The following is a 20,655-nucleotide window of genomic DNA, read 5'->3' on the forward strand; positions in this document are numbered from 1 at the left end:
AGAGGGTGGCATGGATAGCGCTGCGTCCGAAAAATCCATTATAGCGCTCGACGAATGGCTGCTTTCGCCGGCGGGCGCCTACGTGCGCGCCTTCGAGCAGGCCTGCCTGGACGAGCTGACGGCCGACATCTTCGGCTATAACGCGGTCCAGATCGGCGTGCCGCAAATCGACGCCCTGTCCGCCAACCGCATGCCGAACAAGTGGCAGGCGGCAACCCGCACCTCGACCCGCGACGAACTCGGGTTCGCCGCCAGCGGCAAGCAGATCGCCGTCGCCCTCGATTTCGCCGAGCTGCCCTTCGCCTCGCAAAGCCTGGACCTGGTGGTGCTGCCTCACGTGCTCGAGTTCGCCGCCGAGCCGCACCAGGTACTGCGCGAAGTCGAGCGCGTGCTCATCCCCGAGGGCCAGGTGATCATCTGCGGCTTCAATCCGGCCAGTCTGTGGGGCGCGCGCCAGGGCCTGGGCAAGGTCACGCGCAGCGGCTACCTGCCGGCGGCAGGCGAATTCATCTCTATGCCCCGCATGAAAGACTGGTTAAAATTGTTGAATCTTGGCGTCACGCGCAGCCATTTCGGCTGCTACGCGCCACCGTTTCGCACCACCCAGTGGCTCAACCGCTTTGCGATGATGGAAGGGGCGGGGCAGAAATGGTGGCCCTACCTCGGCGCCGTCTACATCGTGCACGCGGTCAAGCGCGTGAAAGGCATGCACCTGATCGGGCCGGCGTGGAACAAGAAAGCGAGCCGGGCGCCCCAGGCAGTCCCGGCAACCAATAGAAAATAATACGTATCAAGGAAAGACCGGCGGCATGACGAAAGTGGAAATTTTTACCGATGGCGCCTGCAAGGGCAATCCCGGCGCCGGCGGCTGGGGCGCGCTGCTGGTGGCCGACGGCCACGAAAAGGAAATATTCGGCGGCGAGCTGAACACGACCAACAACCGCATGGAACTGAAGGCCGTGATCGAAGCCCTTGGCGTGCTGAACCGTCCCTGCGAAGTCGTGCTGCACACCGACAGCCAGTACGTGCAGAAGGGCATCTCGGAGTGGATCCACGGCTGGAAGGCACGCGGCTGGAAGACGGCAGCAAAAGAGCCGGTCAAGAACGACGACCTGTGGAAGGCGCTGGATGCGGCCCAGCAGCAGCACGCCGTCGAATGGCGCTGGGTGCGCGGCCACAATGGCCATCCCGGCAACGAGCGTGCCGACGTGCTGGCGAACCGCGGTGTGACCACCGTGCGACGCTGATTGCCCGCTTCATAAGTTATACTGCTGGCTTGCCTTTAACCAAGATTAGCCAGCCATGCGCCAGATTGTCCTCGATACCGAAACCACCGGCCTGAACCCACGCACCGGCGACCGCGTCATCGAAATCGGCTGCGTCGAACTGGTCAACCGCACGCTGACCGGCAACAATTTTCACCAATACATCAATCCCGAGCGCGAGTCCGACGAGGCCGCGCTCGCGGTCCACGGCCTGACCACGGAATTCCTGAGCGACAAGCCCAAATTCCACGAGATCATCGACGAACTGATCGCCTACGTCGACGGCGCCGAAGTCATCATCCACAACGCCCCGTTCGACCTGGGCTTCCTGAACGCCGAATTCCAGCGCCTCGGCAAGCCGAGCTTCGTCTCGCATTGCAGCGGCGTGATCGACACCCTGGTCAACGCCAAGGAAATGCACCCGGGCAAGCGCAACTCGCTGGATGCCCTGTGCGACCGCTACGGCGTCTCCAACGCCCATCGCAAACTCCACGGCGCACTGCTCGACTCCGAGCTGCTGGCCGACGTGTACCTGGCGATGACGCGTGGCCAGAACTCGCTGTCGATGGACGTCGAAGTCGAAAGCACCGGCGGCGGCATCGAGCTCGACGCCGTGCCGCTGGGCGAGATCATCGTCGTCGCGGCGGGCGCCGACGAACTGGCATTCCACGAAGAGGTGCTCGTCGGCCTCGACAAGGGCGTCAAGGGCGAATGTGTTTGGAGAAATTATTCGCCAAAGGTTTGACGGTAGAGAAAGTTTTTGGCATAATACTCCTCGTTGTCAGGGAGGTTAGCTCAGGGGTAGAGCACTGCATTCACACTGCAGGGGTCGCAAGTTCGAAACTTGCACTTCCCACCAGAATTCAAGAAAGGCCAGCTATTCAGCTGGCCTTTTTGCTTTTCCTGCCCCGTCCTGCATGGCGCAGACCCGCCCGCGAATGCAGCCTTGTCCCTTTTAATCGCTAAGCAATCTCGTCGCCCCGTTCAACATCAGGCGTGCCCAGCCCTTGCTCACAGCGCACTTGTACCAGAAATGAGGCAGCTCCTGAGCCTGGCCAACAAGCCTCGCGAGACCGGACAAGCAATTCAGGGTGCTTGAGTAAAATCAATTTTTCCTAGTTATCGAAAGTTAGAATCGGTCTTCGAGTCCACTAGGCGGACGGCCGCCCAAGTGCGAAAGAGGGAGATCGGGATGAGCGTTGCATCTCACACGCCAGACGCTTCGCGCGGCCTGCATGGACAGCCGCGGCAGCGTGGTTCCGTCGCTGTGATGTTCATCGTTTCGGTGATCGTGATCTTCGGCTTCTTCGCTTTGGCGCTCGATCTGTCGCGGGTGTACAACCGCACTATCGAAATGCAGAACGTAGCCGATACAGTTGCGCTGGCGGCTGCTGCGGAGCTGAATGGTACGGCGGCGGGAGTGTCCAGGGCACTGTTGAGGGCATCCGAACGCTTTGTGACGCTTCCGGGGACGGTCGTGGGAGGCGTCTCCTACAACTACTCGACTCTCACGATGGAGTGGAGCGACGCGGCTATTGCTTTCGGAACCACGCCGGCGGGGCCATGGGTGGATGCCGGTACAGCTGCCGCAAACTCCGAAGGCTTGCTGTTTGCCCGGGTCGATACAGGGCGGCTGGACCCGGCATATGGCGATATCCAGGCGATCTTTCTGCCGGTCCTGGCACCAGCAACACGAACCGTTTCGACTGCCGCCACTGCTGTAGCGGGGCGTTCGGCAATCAAGGTCGTGCCCATGGGCGTCTGCGCCATGCGTCCCGAAAGAGCACGGGACCACAAGGGGGAACTGGAGGAATACGGGTTCCGCCGAGGCGCCGCCTACGACCTGATGCAGCTGAATCCGGAATCGACGGCAGCGGGCAGTACTTTCCTGATCGATCCGCTGGTTCCCCCGGGGACCGTGGGCGCAGCCTCGGCGACGAGCGCCACTGCCGCCGCGCCCTTCATCTGCACCGGCACGATGGCCATGGCGAGAGTGACCGGGGGAGATGTCGTGGTCTCTTCCCCATTTCCGCTGAGCGAACTATTCAGCAGCTTCAACTCTCGCTTCGAAAACTATACCGCTCCCTGCACTCCGGCGTCGGCCCCGCCGGACACAAACATCAAGGAGTACAAGTACGACAACGGCAGCGTCCCGTGGATGAGCGCACAGCCGCTTGGCCAGGCAGCGGCGCAATCGCTTGCCGAAGGGAAGCGATGGACGGTGGTGGGCCCCGACGACACCCCTGCCGGGACGACGAATGTGCAGTATGGACCACTTTGGTCTTACGCCAAGGCGGCGAGATTCAGTGCCTATTCGCCTGGCGTGCCGGAACCGGCCAACGGTTACGGCACGTTCGGAACTGGCGACTGGGGCACGCTGTACAGCCAGGGGACTCCGACCGCTACCGGCTATCCGACCACGACGCCCTATGCACAGACCAGCGGCCAGCACTTCAGGGCGCCAGGCCGAAGAGGCGTCAGTGGACGCCGCGTCCTGAACGTTCCGCTATTGGCCTGTCCCGTCACGGGCAACCATGCGGCGATCCTGGGTATCGGCAGATTCTTCATGACGGTACAGGCCGATGCGACAACGCTGGTCGGCGAATTCGGCGGCCTGGTAAACGAACAATCCCTTGGCTCCAACGTGAAGCTCTACCCATGAAAACGTTCCCGAACAGCCGCACCCGGCATCGCGAAAAGGGAGGCGCGGCGGTGGAAATGGCGATCGTCCTTCCTATCCTGATCATGCTCGTGACAACGCTCGTCTTTTTCGCGCGGGTCTTCTGGTACTACAGCGTCATGCAGAAGGCAGCACAAGATGCAACCCGGTTCCTTTCCACCGCCACCCAGGTGGAAATGCGGACAACGGGAGCACCCATGGCCGCCGTTGCGAGATCGATTGTGGAAGCCGAAACGAGTCTGCTGCGTTCGACCGGGGACGACTTCGCCATCGACGTGCAATGCAATTTTGCGACCTGTGGGTTCGCGGTGCCTGTCACGGTCCGGACCGTCATCCAGATGCGGATGAGCGACGACATTTTCGGCCCCTTTACGTCCGCATTCTATGGAAGCGATGGACTGGTCCTGACCGCAGACGTGACGATGCGCTATGCAGGCAATTAATTCAAACGGCGCTGCAAGCCGGATACTGCAGAAGCAGCGGGGCGGGGCGGCCGTCGAGTTCGCTCTCGTCGTGATCATCCTCCTTACGCTCATCATCGGGATCATGGAGCTGGCGCGCGCCATGTACATCTGCAATACGCTGCAGGAGGTGACGCGGCGGGCGGCAGCGCTGGCGGCGAATACCGACTTCAGCGATGCCGCAGCCATGCAGCGCGTTCGCGAACGGGCCATCTTCCGAACCGCCCCAGGTTTCCTGACGTTCGCCGCCCCTGTTACGGACGCGCACATCAATATCGACTACCTTGCGGTGACGCCCGACGGTGCGAGTCTGACGGCGAGCCCAATCCCGAAGGGCTCCCTTCCTGCCAACCCGGCACGCAACCAGGAAGTCTGCACCGGCAATCCGAACGACGCGGCATGCATACGCCTGGTGCGCGTCCGCATTTGCATGCCGGGAGGCGGTTGCGATCCCGTCCTTTACCAATCCATCGCGTCGCTCGTCCGCATCCCGTTCCCCCTGCCGCAGTCAACGACGATCGTCACTGCCGAGACATTAGGACGGCCGGCAGGGGTCGCACCCGCACCGTGCGGGTGTTGATGGCGTACGTGTTCCAATCGGGACTGCGGCGCTCGGTCGGGCGAGCCCCGCGCACGCCTGCCCCCTGCGGGCGTGGCCAGTCCTTACCCGGGCAATGATCGCGGCTGGCGCAGCGCGGGTCCTCAAACGATCGTCCTCGTCGTCCCGCGCTCGATCAGACGGAAGCCCACGTCGATGACCTTCTCCCTCAAGGCCTTGCCTTCGATCCTGGCGATCAGGGACCGGGCTGCCTGGACGCCGATGGCGCGCTTGTCGATATGGACCGAGGAGAGGGGCGGGTGCGTGTGCGCCGAAAAATCGAAGTCTCCGAAGCCCATGATGCCCAGCTGGTCCGGCACGGAGATGCCTTGCACCGTCGCCTCGATGAGCGCCCCCTGGGCCAGTACGTCCGAACTGCACACGATGACTTCCGGAGCATGGCCCGCGGCGAGGATCGCCCGCAAGGCTTCGCGGCCCAGGTTCAGCGTGGTCGGCGGCGTCGCCAGGTGCGTGGCCAGGGGAGCGATATCGTGCCGCGCCAGCTCTGCTTCCAGCGCCTCGCGGCGCCGGATGGCGCGCTCGTCGCGGGCGCAAATCGAGGCAAACCGTTTATATCCTTTACCCAGCAAATACTGCGCGACCTGCTCGCCGATCCGTTCCTGCGAAAAGCCGATGGCGATGTCGATGGGGGAGGGCGTCAGGTCCCAGGTCTCGACGACCGGGATGCCCGTGGCCAGCAACTTCTTGCGTACCGCGGGATGGTGGGTGATGCCGGTGAGGACGACGCCGTCCGGCTGGCGGCTGAGGATCGCCGTCAGCAGGTCTTCCTCTTTCTGGCGCGAGTAATTCGACAGGGAGAGCAGCAACTGGTAGCCGTGCGCCGACAGTTCGTCGTTCAGGCCTTGCACCGTTTCCGCGAACATCGAGTTCGAGAGCTGGGGCACGACGGCGGCGATCAGCTGGCTGCGCTTCGTTGTCAGGCTGCCGGCGAGCATGTTCGGGATATAGCCCATCGCCGCCGCCGCCTCTTTTACGCGCGCGATCGTGTCGGGCTTCACGAGCTTGGGGTTGTGCAGAGCCCGCGATACGGTAATCGGGGAGAGACCCGCCAGTCGCGCGACGTCCTTGAGCGTGATGCTGCGCGGCCGCTCGGCTGCTCCTTCGGCGTCCGGCAGGAGTAGATCGTCTTCGGTTTCGAACGGGTCATGCATTCGCTTGCCTCTTGTTTGCTGCAGATGTGTAAGGCTGGGATACAGGAAGATTCATGCTTGCTTTCGTCGATGATTGCGGTATCATACCAAGCGTCACGCTCGGCATGGTGACAAACTCCGGATTGCACTGCGGCAGGATTGGCTGGCCAGGATCGGCCAAATTTTTACCGAGCAAATGATTGCGGTATCATTTCTAGCGGTGCTGAGATGAACGCGAGTAATTCTCCGTGGAGAACAATGCGAATCTCTCCAAAATCGTGAAATGATTGCGCAATCACTGGCGGCAAGAACCCGAAATACAGGAAGAACATGATGAACATCCCTCGCACCATCCGTATGCACGACAAGGACAATGTCGCGATCGTCGTCAATGGCGGTGGCCTGCCGGAAGGCACGGTCTTTTCCGACGGACTGACCCTGAAGACGCGCGTGCCGGAAGGGCACAAGGTCGCACTCCGCGACATCGCGCAGGGCGAAGCGATCCTCCGGTATAACGTGACCATCGGTTATGCGCTGCAGCCGATCGCGCAGGGTACGTGGATCGAGGAATCGCTCGTCGGCATGCCGGCGGCGCGCGCCCTGGACGACCTGCCGCGCGCCGACGGCAAGCTGGAACCCCGGCCGCCGCTGGAGGGCTACACCTTCGAGGGTTTCCGCAACCCGGACGGTTCGGTCGGCACCCGCAACCTGCTGGCGATCAGCCAGACCGTCCAGTGCGTGTCGGGCGTGGTCGACTTTGCCGTCAAGCGGATCAAGGAAGAGCTGCTGCCGAAGTATCCGAACGTCGACGGCGTGGTGGCCCTCGAGCACGTCTATGGCTGCGGGGTCGCGATCGATGCGCCGGGCGCCGAGATCCCGATTCGCACGCTGCGCAACATCGCGAAGAACCCCAACTTCGGCGGGCGCGCGATGGTCGTCAGCCTGGGCTGCGAGAAGCTGCAGCCCGGCCGCCTGTTCCCGACGGGCTCGATTCCGATCCGCGGCGCCCAGGACGTCGACGTGGTCTGCCTGCAGGACGCCGCCCACGTCGGCTTCGGCGACATGATCGATTCCATCATGCGCACCGCCGAGGCCCACCTTGCGGAACTCGACAAGCGCCGCCGCGAGACCGTGCCGGCGTCGGAACTGGTCGTCGGCGTGCAGTGCGGCGGCAGCGATGCGTTCTCCGGCGTGACGGCCAATCCGGCCGTCGGTTTCGCCAGCGACCTGTTGGTGCGGGCCGGCGCGGCGGTGATGTTCTCGGAAGTGACCGAAGTCCGTGACGGCATCGACCAGCTGACCCGCCGCGCCGCCGACGAGGAAGTCGCCCAGGCGATGATCCGCGAGATGGCCTGGTACGACGAATACCTGCGCCGGGGCGGCGCCGACCGCAGCGCCAACACCACGCCGGGCAACAAGAAGGGCGGCCTGGCCAACATCACCGAAAAGGCCATGGGCTCGATCATCAAGTCCGGCACCGCGCCGATCTCGGGCGTTTTGTCGCCGGGCGAAAAGCTGCAGCAAAAGGGCCTGATCTACGCGGCCACGCCGGCCAGCGATTTCATCTGCGGCACCCTGCAGCTGGCGGCGGGCATGAACATGCACGTGTTCACGACCGGCCGCGGCACCCCCTACGGCCTGGCCGCCGTACCCGTGGTGAAGGTCGCCACGCGCGACGACCTGGCGCGCCGCTGGCATGACCTGATGGACATTAACGCCGGCCGTATCGCCACAGGCGAAGCGACGATCGCGGACGTGGGCTGGGAGCTGTTCCACTACCTGCTCGACGTCGCGAGCGGCCGCAAGAAGACCTGGGCCGAGCACTGGCGCCTGCACAACGCGCTGGCGCTCTTCAATCCGGCGCCGGTGACCTGATTTCCGCTTGCGGGCAAGACCGGCGACAAGACCGGTACCCGCCAGACGATCCGATCGGGACGCTGCACGCGAGGTGCGCGCAGCGCAAACAGGATTTCCCCGCCCGCGAGGACGGGGCATCGACAGCAAAAAAAACAGTACGACATCAGGAGACATCATGCAGCAGACGACAGCCACCGGCATGCCTATCGCCACGTCCAAAACCGCAACGCGCACGCGCTGGACGATTCTTGCGATCCTCTTCATCATCACCACCATCAACTACGCGGACCGCGCCTCGATCTCGATCGCGGGTCCCGAGCTGCGCAAGGTCTTCGGCCTGAGCGCGGTCGAAATGGGCTTCGTCTTTTCGGCCTTCAGCTGGTCCTACGTGCTGGCCCAGCTTCCCGGCGGCTGGCTGCTGGACCGCTTCGGTTCGAAGATGACCTACTTCTTCGCCATCTTCCTGTGGTCCCTGTTCACCATGGTGACCGGCGCGATCGGCTTCCTGACCGGCGGCGCCGCCGTGGCCGCGCTGTTCGCGCTGCGCTTCGTGGTCGGCGCGGCGGAGGCGCCTTCCTTCCCCGGCAACAGCCGCATCACCTCGGCCTGGTTCCCGACCCACGAACGCGGCCTCGCCTCGGCGCTGTTCAACTCGGCCCAGTACTTCGCTACCGTGCTGTTCGCGCCGATCATGGGCTGGCTGGTGCATTCGTTCGGCTGGCAGAGCGTTTTCTACGTGATGGGCGCGCTGGGCATCGCGATGGCCTTCGTCTGGCTCAAGACGATCTATGGCCCGAAGGATCACCCGACCGTCAGCGACAGCGAGCTGAAATACATCGAGGCGGGCGGCGCACTGGTCGACCTGGACGGCGCCAAACGCGGCGCCGCGGCGCCGGCCGTCGACACGCTGGCCTGCTTCAAGGAACTCCTGTCCAACCGCATGCTACTGGGCGTGTACATCGGCCAGTACTGCATCAACACGCTGACCTATTTCTTCCTCACCTGGTTCCCGGTCTACCTGGTGCAGGAGCGCCACATGACGATCCTGAAGGCCGGCTTCGTCGCGTCGCTGCCTGCGATCGCCGGTTTCCTCGGCGGGATCACCGGCGGCTACGTCTCGGACCGCCTGGCCAGGGCCGGCTACTCGCTGTCGGTGTCGCGCAAGGCACCGATCGTGACCGGCATGCTGCTGTCGATGAGCATGGTCGCCTGTAACTACATCGAGACCGACATGCTGGTCGTCGCCGTGATGGCGCTGGCATTCTTCGGCAAGGGCGTCGGCGCGTTGGGCTGGGCCGTGGTGGCGGATACCTCGCCGAAGGAGGCGGGCGGATTGAGTGGCGCGTTGTTCAACATGTTCGGCAACGTGGCCGGCATCACCACCCCGATCGTCATCGGCTACATCGTGCAGGGAACCGGTTCGTTCGCCGGCGCCCTGGTGTACGTCGGCGCCAACGCGGCGGTCGCGATCTTCAGCTACCTGTTTATCGTGGGCGACATCAAACGCGTGACCCTGGTGAAGTCGCTGGTGAAGTAGCCGACCGATGCGTCCGTAGCCGTGAAGCGGTCCTGCGCGCGACAGGCATGCCGTGACAGCCGCGGTCTCAGGCGCCCGCGGCGACGAAACCGCGCACCAGCCGGTTGAAGCTCCCCGGATGCGTCATGTTCATGCCATGCGAGGCGCCGGCGATGGTCTGCCGCTCGGCGCGCGTGATCCACTGCGCCAGCCATTCTACGTTGTCGCGGTACATGCGCGGACTCCGTTCTCCCTCGATCAGCAAGGTCGGGCACTGCACGCCGGCCGCATCGGCGCGCGTATAGGCCGGCAGCGGATCGCGGAACTGCTTCGGCAGCGTGGCGGCGTTGTCCAGCGCCATCGTGCGAAAGCTAGGCGAACTCCTGCGCCAGATGCCGGGCATGCTGACGGAATCGACGAACATCTCCAGGCCCGCCTCGAAGGCGCCGTCCTCGATCAGCTCGGCGACCCGGGCGCGCAGGGCGATCGTCTCCGGCGGCAAGGCGGCCTCCGCCTGGCCGTCGATGTGCAAGGGGCCGCCAGGATCGGCCAGCGTCAGCGTCTTGACGAGCTGCGGACAGGCGCGCGCCAGCTGGAAGGCGACGCAGCCCCCGCGCGAATGCCCGACCAGGTGCACCGGACCGAGGTCCAGCGCGGTAATGAACCCGGCGAGTTCGGCGGCGTGCGACTGCCAGCCGAACGGACGCGCCAGGCCCGCTTCGCCGGCCGGCCAGTAGTGGCTGAGGCTGACGGAGATGCAACGGACATGTCTGGACAGGGCGGCGACCTGGACGCTCCAGTAGCGGTAGTCGCACAGCGAGCCGTGGACGAACAGCAGGGCTTCTCCGGAGCCGGTGTCCGTATAGGGAATCCGGATCCCGGACGGGATGGCGGCGAACGCCAAGCCGGAGGCGGCGTCGGGCGCCGTATGGGTTCGTGCGGTCACGCATGAGTCCTCATCTTGGCAGGGGGCGTTAGTGTAGCAAAACCGGTGCCCTGGCCGGTGCAGTAATCGGCCGCCATCCAGGGTCAAACCCGAACCGAACTGCCTTGCATGGAGCTGCCATGGCCATTACCAATGTGTCCGCCGGGACGAACGTCGAGGAGATCGCCGACGGCGTCTACCGGATCAATACGCCCGTGAGCCTGATACCGGGCGGGTTCTCGTTCAACCAGTACCTGGTCGTGGACGAGCAGCCGCCGCTGTTTCACACGGGTCCGCGCAGGATGTTCCCGCTGGTGCGCGAAGCCGTCGAGCACGTGATGCCGGCCGAGCGCCTGCGCTTTCTCGCCTTGTCCCATTTCGAGGCGGACGAATGCGGTTCACTGAACGAGTGGCTGGCGGCGGCGCCGCAGGCCGTGCCCTTGTGCAGCCGGGTGGCCGCGATGGTGTCAGTGAACGATGTCGCGGACCGGCCGGCCATGGCGCTGGCCGATGGGGCGGAACTCAGCCTGGGCCGGCGCTCGGTGAAATGGCTCGACGCGCCGCACCTGCCGCACGGCTGGGAGACCGGCTTTCTGATGGATACCATGAGCCGCACGCTGTTCTGCGGCGACCTGTTCACCCAGGGCGGCACCGGCGCGGCGGCGCTGACCACGCAGGACATCCTGGACAACAGCGAAGCCTTCCGCCAGCCCATGGACTATTTTTCGCACTCGACCAACACCCGGCAGCTGATCGAACACCTGGCAGTCGAAGCGCCGACGACGCTGGCCTGCATGCACGGCAGCGCCTGGAGGGGGGACGGCGCGGCGCTGCTGCGGGCCTTGGGAGAAAGACTGGTCGGCCAACCGGCGCGGACGGCGTAAAGCCCAGCGCGCCGGCTGGCGTCTTCAGGGCGCGTCGACCAGCACCTCGCTGACCTGAATCACCGGTTTCTGGTTGGTGTAGTTCGGGATGTCGGCCATGATCTCCTTCGTATGCGGACCGAATCCCGCCTGGAAGGCGTCGAGCGAATCGCAGTACAGGTGCGCCATCGCGATATAAGGCGTATTTGAATCCGGCACGCCGCTGGACAGTGCCCTGTCGACCGTGTAGTACTTACAGGTGTCTCCCATCAGCCGCTTCACCATCGGCATGTGCCGCTCGCAATAATAGGCATCGTCGAAACGGGCGTCGGGGCCATTCGGATACATCACGCTTACCTTGATCATCGTCTGTCTCCTGTTGTGTGAGGGATGGTGCAAGCATCCTGCCCCGACGCGCGGCGTCTGGCAAGCGCCGCGTTGCGTTTTTGCGTTTGTCTACCCGCCTCGCATCAAGGCTGGGCGCAGCGGTAACTGCTCGCTGCATTCACGTCGCCACGGCCCCTGTACTGCGGGTAGGCCGGATACTCGCACAGCGGCCGGGTACGGCCCGCGCCTGGCGTCCCGACGTTGCCGTCGCTGGCGACCAGGTCGCGCGGCGCGCGGCCGTGCTCGACCCAGGCCTGCAGCGCCGCCAGGGAATCCCAGCGCGCGCGGAAGATGCCGTCGCCGTGGCCGAAGCCCGGGATCAGGTAGAAGCGTACGAAGTCGTCCACATTGGCCTGGCCGTTGTCGGCCACCAGCTTGCGGTAATAGGCGATCGTATTGTGCGGCGAGATCGAGTCGTCGATGGTCCCGTGGGTCATCAGCATCTTGCCGCCGTGGCGGCGGAAGCGATCGAGATTGGTGCTGGCCGCCTCCATCCAGCCTGACACCTGGCGGATGCGCGGCACCCAGGCGTCCGCGTCAAACGCCAGCGGATCGGTGGCGAAGTCGCGCGTGATGATCCCCTTGATCGTGCCGCTGGCCGGCAGCAGCTGGAAAGCCGAACCGTTGACGGGGTCGAAGGGCACGACCGGCGGATTCTGGGCCGTATTCGTGCGGCCCAGGTGGTTGTTGAGGAAGGTCGCGCCTTCCAGGATCGGCCAGCGCGGGTAGCTGTTCGAGCCGCTGGCGAAGGCGAAGTGGAACTGTACCGGCGAGGCGATCTTCGCCACCGCGCCGATCTGGGCGTCGGACAGGCAGCTGTCGCCCGTATCGCGGCCATCCGGGCAGCGCAGGGTCGACTTCACGGTGTCGATGGTAAACGCCTGGTTGCAGGCCTGGACGTTGGCGATGATGCCGTCCTCGACGCCGTCGAGCCGGTCGCAGGTGCCGGCGACCGCTTTCACCAGGGTCGCTACCTTTGCCGGGTTGATCCACGATGCGCTCGGCACGCCGGACTGCCTGCCATATACCGCCTGCGCCTGGGCCTGCGAGCCGAGGTGCATGTTGATGATGTTGTAGGCCGGGTACTGCGCGATTACGCCGTCGTAGTCCTTCGGGTAGCGCTGGGCGGCGTCAAAAGCCTCGTCCCCGCCCTGCGAGCCGCCGGCAAAGTAGACGTAGCGCGGCTTCTTGCGGTAATAGGCCTTCATGATGGCCTGGGCCGCGTCGAGGGTCTTCTTGACCTGCAGCTGGCCGAAGTTGAGGAGCTGTTCCTGGTTCAGGGCGAAGTGGGTGTCGAAGGGCGGATCGTTGTCGGCGTTGTGGCCGGAATCGCTGCCCAGGGTGACGAAGCCCTACGCCAGCGCCGTCGGCTGGGTGGCCGGCTGGCCCACGTAGCTGCCCAGGCCCGTGACCACCGTGCCGTCGGTGCCGCCGCCGCCCATTTGCAGGGCGCGCTCGTTCCAGCGCGACGGCAGGTTGACCTGGAAGCGGATCGGCGCCGCGTTCGGATCGACCGGATGGATCACGCCCGTGAGCTTGCAGTAGTCGCGCGCGGCGCCGGCGCTGTCGACGTCGGCGGTCTGCACCGCCGCATTGACGGTCGCGCCGCGGGTCGGCAGCCCGATCCGGGATGCGGGAATGCTCATGCCGGCCAGGGTGGCGCAGGCCGGGGCGGCTTTGGCACTCGATGCCGGTGCGGCGGCGGCAGTGCCGCAAAGGGTGGCGATGGCGAGGGCGAGGGTGCCCGAATGGTAGCGTTGGTGCATGCTTCGTCTCCTGTGGTTTTCATTTGAACGGACATGCCGGGAGCAGCACCCCTCCGGGCGGAGGGGCGTTCTGTCGGGGTGGCACTGCGGGATTGCTGCTTACGACTTCTGCTTGTTCCAGTCGGCCGCGTTCGACGCCGCGCTGCCGGCGACCGAGTACAAGGCCCTGGTGTTGCGCGTCTTCTGGAAGTCTTCCAGCGACTGGCCGCGCATGGCGGCGTAGATGTGCAGGTTCGACACGCCGACCACGGCGCCCAGCTTTTCAAGCAGGAAGAAGATCACGCCGTAGCGGATCAGCGCCTGCCAGTCGCGCCGCGCGATCATGTCGCGTTCCTGCGGCAGCAGGCCGGCTTCCTCGTAGGTCGTGTCCGGTTCGGCCAGGAAGCGCGCACGGAAGGCCGGGTCGATCAGCTGGTGCAGGTACTTGTTGATGCGGTAGCCCTCGACGCTGCGCTGCAGGGTGAATGGATAGGTGCCTTCCAGTTCTTCGGCGCCCGCGGTCTGGTGCGCCATGTGGCGGCGGTGCTGCTCGCGCGCGGCCGCGTTCAGGCCTGGATCGGCGGCGACTTCGCTCTCGTACAGCGCCACCGCGATGCCCGTCATCGAGGGCAGGTAGTACTCGCGGTGCAGGCAGGCGATCTTCGCCGGCATGGCGCCGCGCATCACCATCCACATCACGATCTCGGCGCTTTCCCAGCCGCCCAGGCGCGCGAAATCGGCCTGGGTCATGTTCAGCAGGATTTCCGGATCCTTCTCGAACAGGTCGAGGAACTGCTGGTCCCAGCTCGTGTTGTTGAAGCCACAGCGCTCGCCGTGGACCTGGTGCGACAGGCCGCCGGTGGCGACGATGGCGACGTTCAGGTCTTCCGGGTAGCTCTCGATCGCGCGGCGCAGGCCCTGGCCCAGCTTGAAGCAGCGCCGCGCCGAAGGCACGGGAAACTGCAGCACGCCGCACTGCAGCGGCACGATGGCACCCGGCCAGGCCCCTTCGGCATGCGGCCACATGACCGACAGCGGCGAAAAGCAGCCATGGTCGAGCGGTTTGTCCTGGAAGAAGGACATGTCGAATTCGTCGGCCATCAGCGACTGCCCGATGTGGCGCGCCAGGCCCGCGTGGCCGGCGACCGGCGGCAGCTCGCGCGCGCCGCCGCCCTCGTCGGCGACCCGGTAGCGGTCGCCGATGCCGAGCGCAAAGGCCGAGTAATGGTCGAAGAAGAAGGACGTGACGTGATCGTTGTAGATCATCAGGAGAACGTCGGGCTTCCTTTGCGCCAGCCATTCCCTGACCGGCTCGAAGGCGGCGAAGATCGGCGCCCAGACGGCGTCGTCCTGCTTGTTCGCGTCCAGCGCGAAGCCGATGGTCGGGGTGTGTGAAGAGGCGATCGCGCCGATGATGTTGGCCATGATGATTCCCTGGTATTCAAGCGGCGGCGACGGCCGGGCGCGGCGCGAAGCGGGCGAACGCGATGGAGAGCGCCGCGATGGCGGCCGGGATGGCGAGGATCGCGATCACGGCGGCGAAGCCCCAGTCCATCGACAGCATCACGCCGCCGGCAAAGGAGCCGAAGATGCTGCCGAAGCGGCCCATGCCCTGCATCCAGCTGACGCCCGTGGCGCGCACCGCGGTCGGGTAGCAGCCCGGCGCAAAAGCGTTCAGGCCGGTCTGGGCGCCGCTCATGCAGAAGCCGGCGAGCAGCACGAAGGCGGCGAACAGCGAGGTGCCCGCCGAGCCCGAGGCCAGGAACAGGATGAACACGGCGCCGGCGGCATAAGCGAACGCGATCACCTTGTTCGGGGTCCAGCGGTCCATCAGGTAGCCGACGAACAGGGCGCCCACGGTGCCGCCCAGCTGGAACAGGGCGGTGATGCTGGCGGCGCGCTCGATCGGCAGGCCGGCGTCCTTGATCATGGTCGGCAGCCAGCCGCTGAGCAGGTAGATCACCATCAGGCCCATGAAGTAGGTGGCCCAGAGCGACAGGGTCATCTTGCGGAAGGCCGGCGAAAGCAGGGCCGCGGTCGGGGCGCCGGCCTGGACGGTCTGTTCGCTCACCGTGAAGCGGGTAGCGCCTGTCACCTGCGAGCCGACCACGCGGCGCAGCGTACGGGCGATGCGCTCGGCCGGGTACCCGCGCACCACCAGGAAGCGGGCCGACTCCGGCACCAGCCACAGGTAGAAGGGCAGGCAGGCCAACGGAATCAGGCCGCCGGCGACCAGCACGCTGCGCCAGCCGTAGTCGGGCAGGATGGCAGCGGCGCCGAAGCCGACCAGGGCCGAGCCCAGGTTAAAGCCGGTGAACATGATGGCCAGCAGGGTGCCGCGCGACTTCTCCGGGATGTATTCGGACAGCAGGGTGGTCGTGTTCGGCATCGCCGCGCCCAGGCCGAGGCCGGTCAGGAAGCGCAGGATGGATAGCGTGTAGACGTTGTCGGCCAGCGCGCACAGCAGGCTGAAGCTGCCGAACCAGGCCACCGCCGCCATCAGCAGCTTCTTGCGGCCGTAGCGGTCCGAGAGCGGGCCGATGAGGAGGGCGCCGATGGCCAGGCCGACCGGGGCGGCGCTCATGACCACGCCGAAGGCGGCGCGCGAGATGCCCCATTCTTTGGTGATCGCCGGCGCCAGGAAGCCCATGATGGCGACATCGATGCCGTCGGTGGTGATGATGAGGAAGCAGAGGACCAGCAAGAGCCATTGGTAGGCGCTCATCGGACGGGTGTTGATGTGCTCGCGCACATCCAGGGTGTGTACTGTATTCATTATGTCTCCTATGCGAACCGGGGATATCATGGTGCGTGCGCCGGCTGGTACAAGTAGCTCGAGTGGCCGCGCCGCACTGAATATCGGCTATGCCTTTCGGTGATACCGCATGCGGAGTATAGGTTTTTCGTCCTCCCCAAGTATTGCTATTGGCTGGGTGAGCGTTGCTATCTGCTTATCGGACTTTTATTTCGGGGTGCTCCGGCGCCAGCCTGTGGCGATCGTTTCCAGCTCGTCGATCAGGGCGCGCGCACCCGGCGCCAGGTGCGTGCCCTTGCGCGTCATGACCCCGATCGAGCGCTCCAGGCCCGGCATCTCGAAAGGCAGCACGGCCAACTGGCCGGTCGCGACTTCATAGTGCAGCTGGTGCGCGGAGAGCACGGTCAGCATGTCGCTCGACATCAGGAGGCCGCGCAGCAGGGCCAGGTCGCCCGTCTCCACCGTCGGCTGCGGCGGCGCCATGCCCTGGCGCTCGAAGAACTGCACCAGCGACTCGCGCAGCGGCGCCCCGGGCCGCGACAGCACCCAGGGATAGCCTTCCAGGTCCGCCAGTGTCAGCTTCTTCTTGCGCGCCAGCGGATGGCCGGCGCGCGCCACCAGGGCCGCCTTGTCCTCGAACAGGGGCTCGGCGCTGAAGGCGTCGCCGGGGTTGCTGCGCAGGGCGCCGACGATGAAGTCGATGCGTCCGCCCAGAAGGCCCGCGGTGAGCTCGCCATATGGACTCTCCAGCGAGCTGACCTGCAGGCGCGGGTGGCGCTGCAGGACGGAGGCGATCGCCAGCGGCAGCAGGCGGGTGCGCGCCAGCGGCAGGGCGCCGATCGTCACCGTTCCCTGCACCACGCCGGCCAGGGCGGCGATGTCTTCCGGGATGTGGCGCAGTTCGGCCAGCACCCGTCCGAAGCGCTCGACCCAGCGCCGGCCGGCGTCGGTCGGCAGCATGCCGTGGGCGGTGCGCAGGAACAGCGGCTGGCCCAGCATGTCTTCCAGGCGCGCCACCGCCTGGCTGACGGCCGACTGCGAGGTCCCCATCGCATGCGCCACGGTCGGCATGTGGTGCATCTCGGCCAGCAGGGTGGCGGCCTGCAGGCGCCGTTCGTTGAGCAGGGCTTCGATGCCGCCCACCTTGCGCCCGTGCCGGTCTTGAAAGCGCAGGGCGTCGTCGCGCACCGCCTGCAGCTCGGCGTCGATTCGGTCGGCGCGCAGGCGCACGGTTTCGCCGGCGGCGGTGGCCAGCATGCCGCTGCCCTTGCGTTCGAACAGCTGCACGGCCAGCTGCCCTTCCAGCGTCGCGACCGAACGCGTCACCGCCGACGAGGCCCGGAACAGGGAGCTCGAGGAGCGGCGGATGCCGCCGGTCGCGGCGACCACGCGGAAGGCGTGCAGGTGTCTGAGGCTGAGTTCGGTCATGGCCGCTTTTTCGTGAGGATAATAAGAAAATTAGAACACTCGATTGCCCAGAAAGCAACCACGCCGGGAAGGCAAGGCCAGATACTTGACCTTATCAACTCCCTTGCGGATACGTCCATGGCTACCGACCTCATTTCCGACTTGCGTCCCGTTCCCTGCATCCTGATGCGCGGTGGCACCTCGCGTGGCCCTTTCTTCCTCGAATCCGACCTGCCGCTCGACACCGACGAACGCGATCGCCTGCTGCTGGCGGCGATGGGCTCGCCCGACCGCCGCCAGATCGACGGCCTTGGCGGGGCGCATCCGCTCACCAGCAAGGTCGGCATCGTGCGCCGCAGCACCACGCCCGGCGTCGACCTCGACTTCCTGTTCGCCCAGCTCCAGCCCGAGAAGGAGACGGTGGACGTCACGCCCAACTGCGGCAACATGCTGGCCGCAGTGCTGCCTTTCGCGCTGGAGCGCGGCCTGCTGCCGGCGGCCGAGGGCACGACCACGGCGCGCATCCTGACCCTGAACACGGGCATGCAGTGCGACGTCACCGTCCTCACGCCCGGTGGACGCCTGCAATACACGGGCGAGGCCCGCATCGACGGCGTGCCGGGAACGGCCGCGCCGATCACGATCAACTTCCTCGACACCGCCGGTTCGGTCTGCCCCGCGCTGCTGCCCAGCGGCCGGGTGCGCGACGAGATCGCGGTCGGCGGCGCAGAACCGTTCACGGTGCAGGCGACCCTGATCGACAACGGCATGCCGATGGTGATCGTGCGCGCGGCAGACTTCGGGGTCACCGGCTATGAGAGCGTCGACCAGCTGAACGGGGACACGGCCCTGCGCGCGCGCATCGAGGCGCTGCGCCTGGCCTGCGGGCCGCTGATGGGTCTGGGCGACGTAGCCAACAAGAGCTATCCGAAGATGTGCCTGGTCGCGCCCCCGGACGCCGGCGGCAGCGTCGCCACGCGCTGCTTCATTCCCCACGTCTGCCATGAGGCGATCGGCGTGCTGGCCGCGGTGACCGTGGCGACGGCCTGCGTGCTGGAGGGATCGGTCACGCAAGGGATCGCGCGCCTGCCCGAAGGATTGCGCAAGACGGTTTCGGTCCAACATTCGACCGGCGAATTCAGCGTCGAACTCGAACTCGACGCCCAGGACCAGCAGAAGGTGGTGCGCGCGGCGCTGCTGCGCACGGCGCGGCCCATCATGCGCGGGGAAGTCCTGATCCCCGAATGACAACAGAGAGACTCAACATGCGCAAACCCCTGATTATCGACTGCCACGGCCATTACACGACGGCCCCCAAGGCGCTGGAAGACTGGCGCAACCGCCAGATCGCCAACCTGAACACCCCCGCGCTCGGCCCAACAGCTTCGGAGCTGAAGATCGGCGACGACGAGCTGCGCGAATCGATCGAGGCCAACCAGCTGCGCCTGATGAAGGAGCGCGGTTCCGACCTGACGATCTTCTCGCCGCGCGCCAGCTTCATGGCCCACCACATCGGCAACTTCGAGACCAGCGCCACCTGGGCCGCGATCTGCAACGAGCTCTGTTACCGCGTGTCGACGCTGTTCCCCGATCACTTCATCGGCGCGGCCATGCTGCCGCAGTCGCCCGGCGTCGATCCGAAGACCTGCATTCCGGAGCTGGAGCGCTGCGTCAGGGAGTACGGCATGGTCGGCATCAACCTGAACCCGGACCCGTCGGGTGGGCACTATACCTCGCCGCCGCTGTCCGATCGCCACTGGTATCCGATCTACGAAAAGATGGTCGAGCTGGACATCCCGGCGATGATCCACGTGAGCACCAGCTGCAACCCGTGCTTCCACACCACCGGCGCGCACTACCTGAACGCGGACACCACGGCCTTTATGCAATGCCTCACCAGCGACCTGTTCAAGGACTTCCCGACCCTGAAGTTCCTGATCCCGCATGGCGGCGGCGCCGTGCCTTACCACTGGGGCCGTTTTCGCGGCCTGGCGCAGGAGATGAAGAAGCCGCTGCTCTCCGAGCACCTCTTGAACAACATCTTCTTCGATACCTGCGTCTACCACCAGCCAGGCATCGACCTGCTCACCAAAGTCATCCCGACCAGGAACGTGCTGTTCGCCTCCGAGATGATCGGCGCCGTGCGCGGCATCGATCCCGAGACCGGCCACTACTACGACGACACCAGGCGCTACGTCGAGGCCGCGAACATCTCGGATGCCGACCGCTTCCAGATCTTCGAAGGCAATGCGCGCCACGTCTATCCGCGCCTGGACGCCGCCCTCAAACAGAAAGGCTTTTAATGTGAACACGCCCCCGATCAACCAGCTCGGCGTAGTGAAGCGCAATATCGTGCGCGCCGATGCCGGCGCCGCCGAGCATCTCGGCCGCCTCGGCAGCGCCACCGTGCACGAGGCGATGGGCCGGGTCGGCCTCCTGAAGCCCTACATGCGGCCGATCTGGCCGGGCGCCGCTGTCAGCGGCACGGCGGTGACGGTGCTGCTGCACCCGGGCGACAACTGGATGATGCACGTCGCGGCCGAACAAATCCAGCCGGGCGACATCGTCGTCGCGGCGATTACCGCCGAATGCACCGACGGCTACTTCGGCGACCTGCTGGCCACCAGCTTCATGGCGCGCGGCGCGCGCGCGCTGGTCATCGACGCCGGCGTGCGCGACGTGCGCGTGCTGAAGGAGATGGGCTTCCCGGTGTGGAGCAAGGCCGTGAGCGCGAAGGGCACGATCAAGGCGACGCTCGGCTCGGTCAACATCCCCGTGATCTGCGCCGGCGCGCTGGTCAACCCGGGCGATGTCATCGTGGCCGACGACGACGGCGTGGCCGTGGTGCCGGCCGCCGACGCGGTGCGCGTAGCCGAGGTGGCCCAGAAGCGCGAGGACCTGGAAGGCGAGAAGCGCGCGAAGCTTGCTTCCGGCGTGCTGGGACTGGACATGTACAACATGCGCGGCGCCTTGGAGCAGGCGGGCCTGAAATATATCGACTAGACCGAGCAAGGCAGTACCCCTAACAATAAACCCAGGAGATAA

General features: G+C 65.7%; 18 protein-coding genes, 1 tRNA gene and 1 pseudogene. 13 read left to right on the forward strand and 7 right to left on the reverse strand.

All coding sequences use genetic code 11. From position 1 onward, the window contains the following. The first annotated feature begins 10 nt into the window (after window positions 1-10). The 7 genes from ACFPQ5_RS08620 to ACFPQ5_RS08650 all read left to right on the forward strand — a co-directional run bounded on the left by ACFPQ5_RS08620 (window position 11) and on the right by ACFPQ5_RS08650 (window position 4,986). Window positions 11-784: a class I SAM-dependent methyltransferase gene (locus ACFPQ5_RS08620; protein ID WP_379753614.1), complete on the forward strand. Its 774-nt coding sequence runs from the start codon at window positions 11-13 to the stop codon at window positions 782-784. A gap of 25 nt (window positions 785-809) precedes the next feature. Next, window positions 810-1,247 (forward strand): ribonuclease HI, encoded by a 438-nt coding sequence (gene rnhA, locus ACFPQ5_RS08625; RefSeq protein WP_136218197.1) that lies wholly within the window; start codon window positions 810-812, stop codon window positions 1,245-1,247. Between the two features lie 55 nt (window positions 1,248-1,302). Beyond that, window positions 1,303-2,010 (forward strand): DNA polymerase III subunit epsilon, encoded by a 708-nt coding sequence (gene dnaQ, locus ACFPQ5_RS08630; protein WP_379753617.1) that lies wholly within the window; start codon window positions 1,303-1,305, stop codon window positions 2,008-2,010. Between the two features lie 39 nt (window positions 2,011-2,049). After that, window positions 2,050-2,124 (forward strand) — tRNA-Val (locus ACFPQ5_RS08635). Window positions 2,125-2,457: 333 nt separating this feature from the next. Beyond that, window positions 2,458-3,927 carry a pilus assembly protein TadG-related protein gene (locus ACFPQ5_RS08640; RefSeq protein WP_379753621.1) on the forward strand — a complete coding sequence of 490 codons (1,470 nt, stop codon included), beginning with the start codon at window positions 2,458-2,460 and terminating at the stop codon, window positions 3,925-3,927. Continuing rightward, window positions 3,924-4,388, forward strand: a complete 465-nt coding sequence (locus ACFPQ5_RS08645) for a TadE/TadG family type IV pilus assembly protein (protein ID WP_379753624.1) — start codon at window positions 3,924-3,926, stop codon at window positions 4,386-4,388. Before ACFPQ5_RS08640 ends, ACFPQ5_RS08645 begins: the two co-directional genes overlap by 4 nt. Further along, window positions 4,375-4,986, forward strand: a complete 612-nt coding sequence (locus ACFPQ5_RS08650; protein WP_379753627.1) for a TadE/TadG family type IV pilus assembly protein — start codon at window positions 4,375-4,377, stop codon at window positions 4,984-4,986. The genes ACFPQ5_RS08645 and ACFPQ5_RS08650 overlap by 14 nt, the downstream gene beginning before the upstream one ends. Before the next feature lie 122 nt (window positions 4,987-5,108). On the opposite strand, the gene ACFPQ5_RS08655 is transcribed toward ACFPQ5_RS08650, so the two are convergent. Further along, on the reverse strand, window positions 5,109-6,176 hold the full coding sequence (locus ACFPQ5_RS08655) for a LacI family DNA-binding transcriptional regulator (protein ID WP_379753630.1): 1,068 nt from the start codon (window positions 6,174-6,176) through the stop codon (window positions 5,109-5,111). A 312-nt stretch (window positions 6,177-6,488) separates the two neighbouring features. Between ACFPQ5_RS08655 and garD the strand changes: the two genes are divergently transcribed. Both garD and ACFPQ5_RS08665 read left to right on the forward strand, forming a co-directional pair. Further along, the gene (garD, locus tag ACFPQ5_RS08660; protein WP_379760040.1) at window positions 6,489-8,030 is read left to right on the forward strand and encodes a galactarate dehydratase; all 1,542 of its coding nucleotides are present in this window, start codon (window positions 6,489-6,491) and stop codon (window positions 8,028-8,030) included. Window positions 8,031-8,187: 157 nt separating this feature from the next. Then, window positions 8,188-9,549 carry an MFS transporter gene (locus ACFPQ5_RS08665; RefSeq protein WP_379753633.1) on the forward strand — a complete coding sequence of 454 codons (1,362 nt, stop codon included), beginning with the start codon at window positions 8,188-8,190 and terminating at the stop codon, window positions 9,547-9,549. A 67-nt stretch (window positions 9,550-9,616) separates the two neighbouring features. Here ACFPQ5_RS08665 and ACFPQ5_RS08670 read toward each other — a convergent pair whose 3' ends face one another. Next, window positions 9,617-10,474 carry an alpha/beta fold hydrolase gene (locus ACFPQ5_RS08670; protein WP_379753636.1) on the reverse strand — a complete coding sequence of 286 codons (858 nt, stop codon included), beginning with the start codon at window positions 10,472-10,474 and terminating at the stop codon, window positions 9,617-9,619. Between the two features lie 119 nt (window positions 10,475-10,593). Here ACFPQ5_RS08670 and ACFPQ5_RS08675 point away from each other — a divergent pair, with 119 nt between their 5' ends. Next, entirely contained in the window at window positions 10,594-11,337 is a 744-nt protein-coding gene (locus ACFPQ5_RS08675) for an oxygen-binding di-iron domain-containing protein (protein WP_379753639.1), read from the forward strand. A gap of 24 nt (window positions 11,338-11,361) precedes the next feature. Here the strand turns inward: ACFPQ5_RS08675 and ACFPQ5_RS08680 are convergent, their stop codons facing one another. From ACFPQ5_RS08680 to ACFPQ5_RS08700, 5 genes and pseudogenes are all read right to left on the reverse strand, one after another. Beyond that, window positions 11,362-11,682 (reverse strand): EthD family reductase, encoded by a 321-nt coding sequence (locus ACFPQ5_RS08680; protein ID WP_379753641.1) that lies wholly within the window; start codon window positions 11,680-11,682, stop codon window positions 11,362-11,364. A gap of 104 nt (window positions 11,683-11,786) precedes the next feature. Beyond that, window positions 11,787-13,469: pseudogene (locus tag ACFPQ5_RS08685) on the reverse strand (tannase/feruloyl esterase family alpha/beta hydrolase). Between the two features lie 99 nt (window positions 13,470-13,568). Next, complete coding sequence (locus ACFPQ5_RS08690; protein ID WP_379753644.1) at window positions 13,569-14,873, reverse strand: gallate dioxygenase; 1,305 nt, start codon at window positions 14,871-14,873, stop codon at window positions 13,569-13,571. A gap of 16 nt (window positions 14,874-14,889) precedes the next feature. Further along, window positions 14,890-16,224, reverse strand: a complete 1,335-nt coding sequence (locus tag ACFPQ5_RS08695) for an MFS transporter (RefSeq protein WP_379753647.1) — start codon at window positions 16,222-16,224, stop codon at window positions 14,890-14,892. Window positions 16,225-16,410: 186 nt separating this feature from the next. Then, window positions 16,411-17,631, reverse strand: a complete 1,221-nt coding sequence (locus ACFPQ5_RS08700; protein ID WP_379753649.1) for a LysR family transcriptional regulator — start codon at window positions 17,629-17,631, stop codon at window positions 16,411-16,413. Window positions 17,632-17,748: 117 nt separating this feature from the next. Between ACFPQ5_RS08700 and ACFPQ5_RS08705 the strand changes: the two genes are divergently transcribed. The 3 genes from ACFPQ5_RS08705 to ligK are packed head-to-tail and all read left to right on the forward strand — an operon-like array spanning window position 17,749 to window position 20,613. Then, entirely contained in the window at window positions 17,749-18,858 is a 1,110-nt protein-coding gene (locus tag ACFPQ5_RS08705) for a 4-oxalomesaconate tautomerase (RefSeq protein WP_379753652.1), read from the forward strand. Window positions 18,859-18,887: 29 nt separating this feature from the next. Further along, window positions 18,888-19,913, forward strand: coding sequence for an amidohydrolase family protein (locus ACFPQ5_RS08710; RefSeq protein ID WP_379760042.1), 1,026 nt, complete (start codon window positions 18,888-18,890; stop codon window positions 19,911-19,913). A 16-nt stretch (window positions 19,914-19,929) separates the two neighbouring features. Beyond that, on the forward strand, window positions 19,930-20,613 hold the full coding sequence (gene ligK, locus ACFPQ5_RS08715; protein ID WP_379760044.1) for a 4-carboxy-4-hydroxy-2-oxoadipate aldolase/oxaloacetate decarboxylase: 684 nt from the start codon (window positions 19,930-19,932) through the stop codon (window positions 20,611-20,613). Window positions 20,614-20,655: the final 42 nt, after the last annotated feature.

Origin of the sequence: Massilia suwonensis (assembly GCF_042655665.1) — a bacterium.
GTDB classification, from domain to species: Bacteria; Pseudomonadota; Gammaproteobacteria; order Burkholderiales; family Burkholderiaceae_D; genus Telluria; species Telluria suwonensis.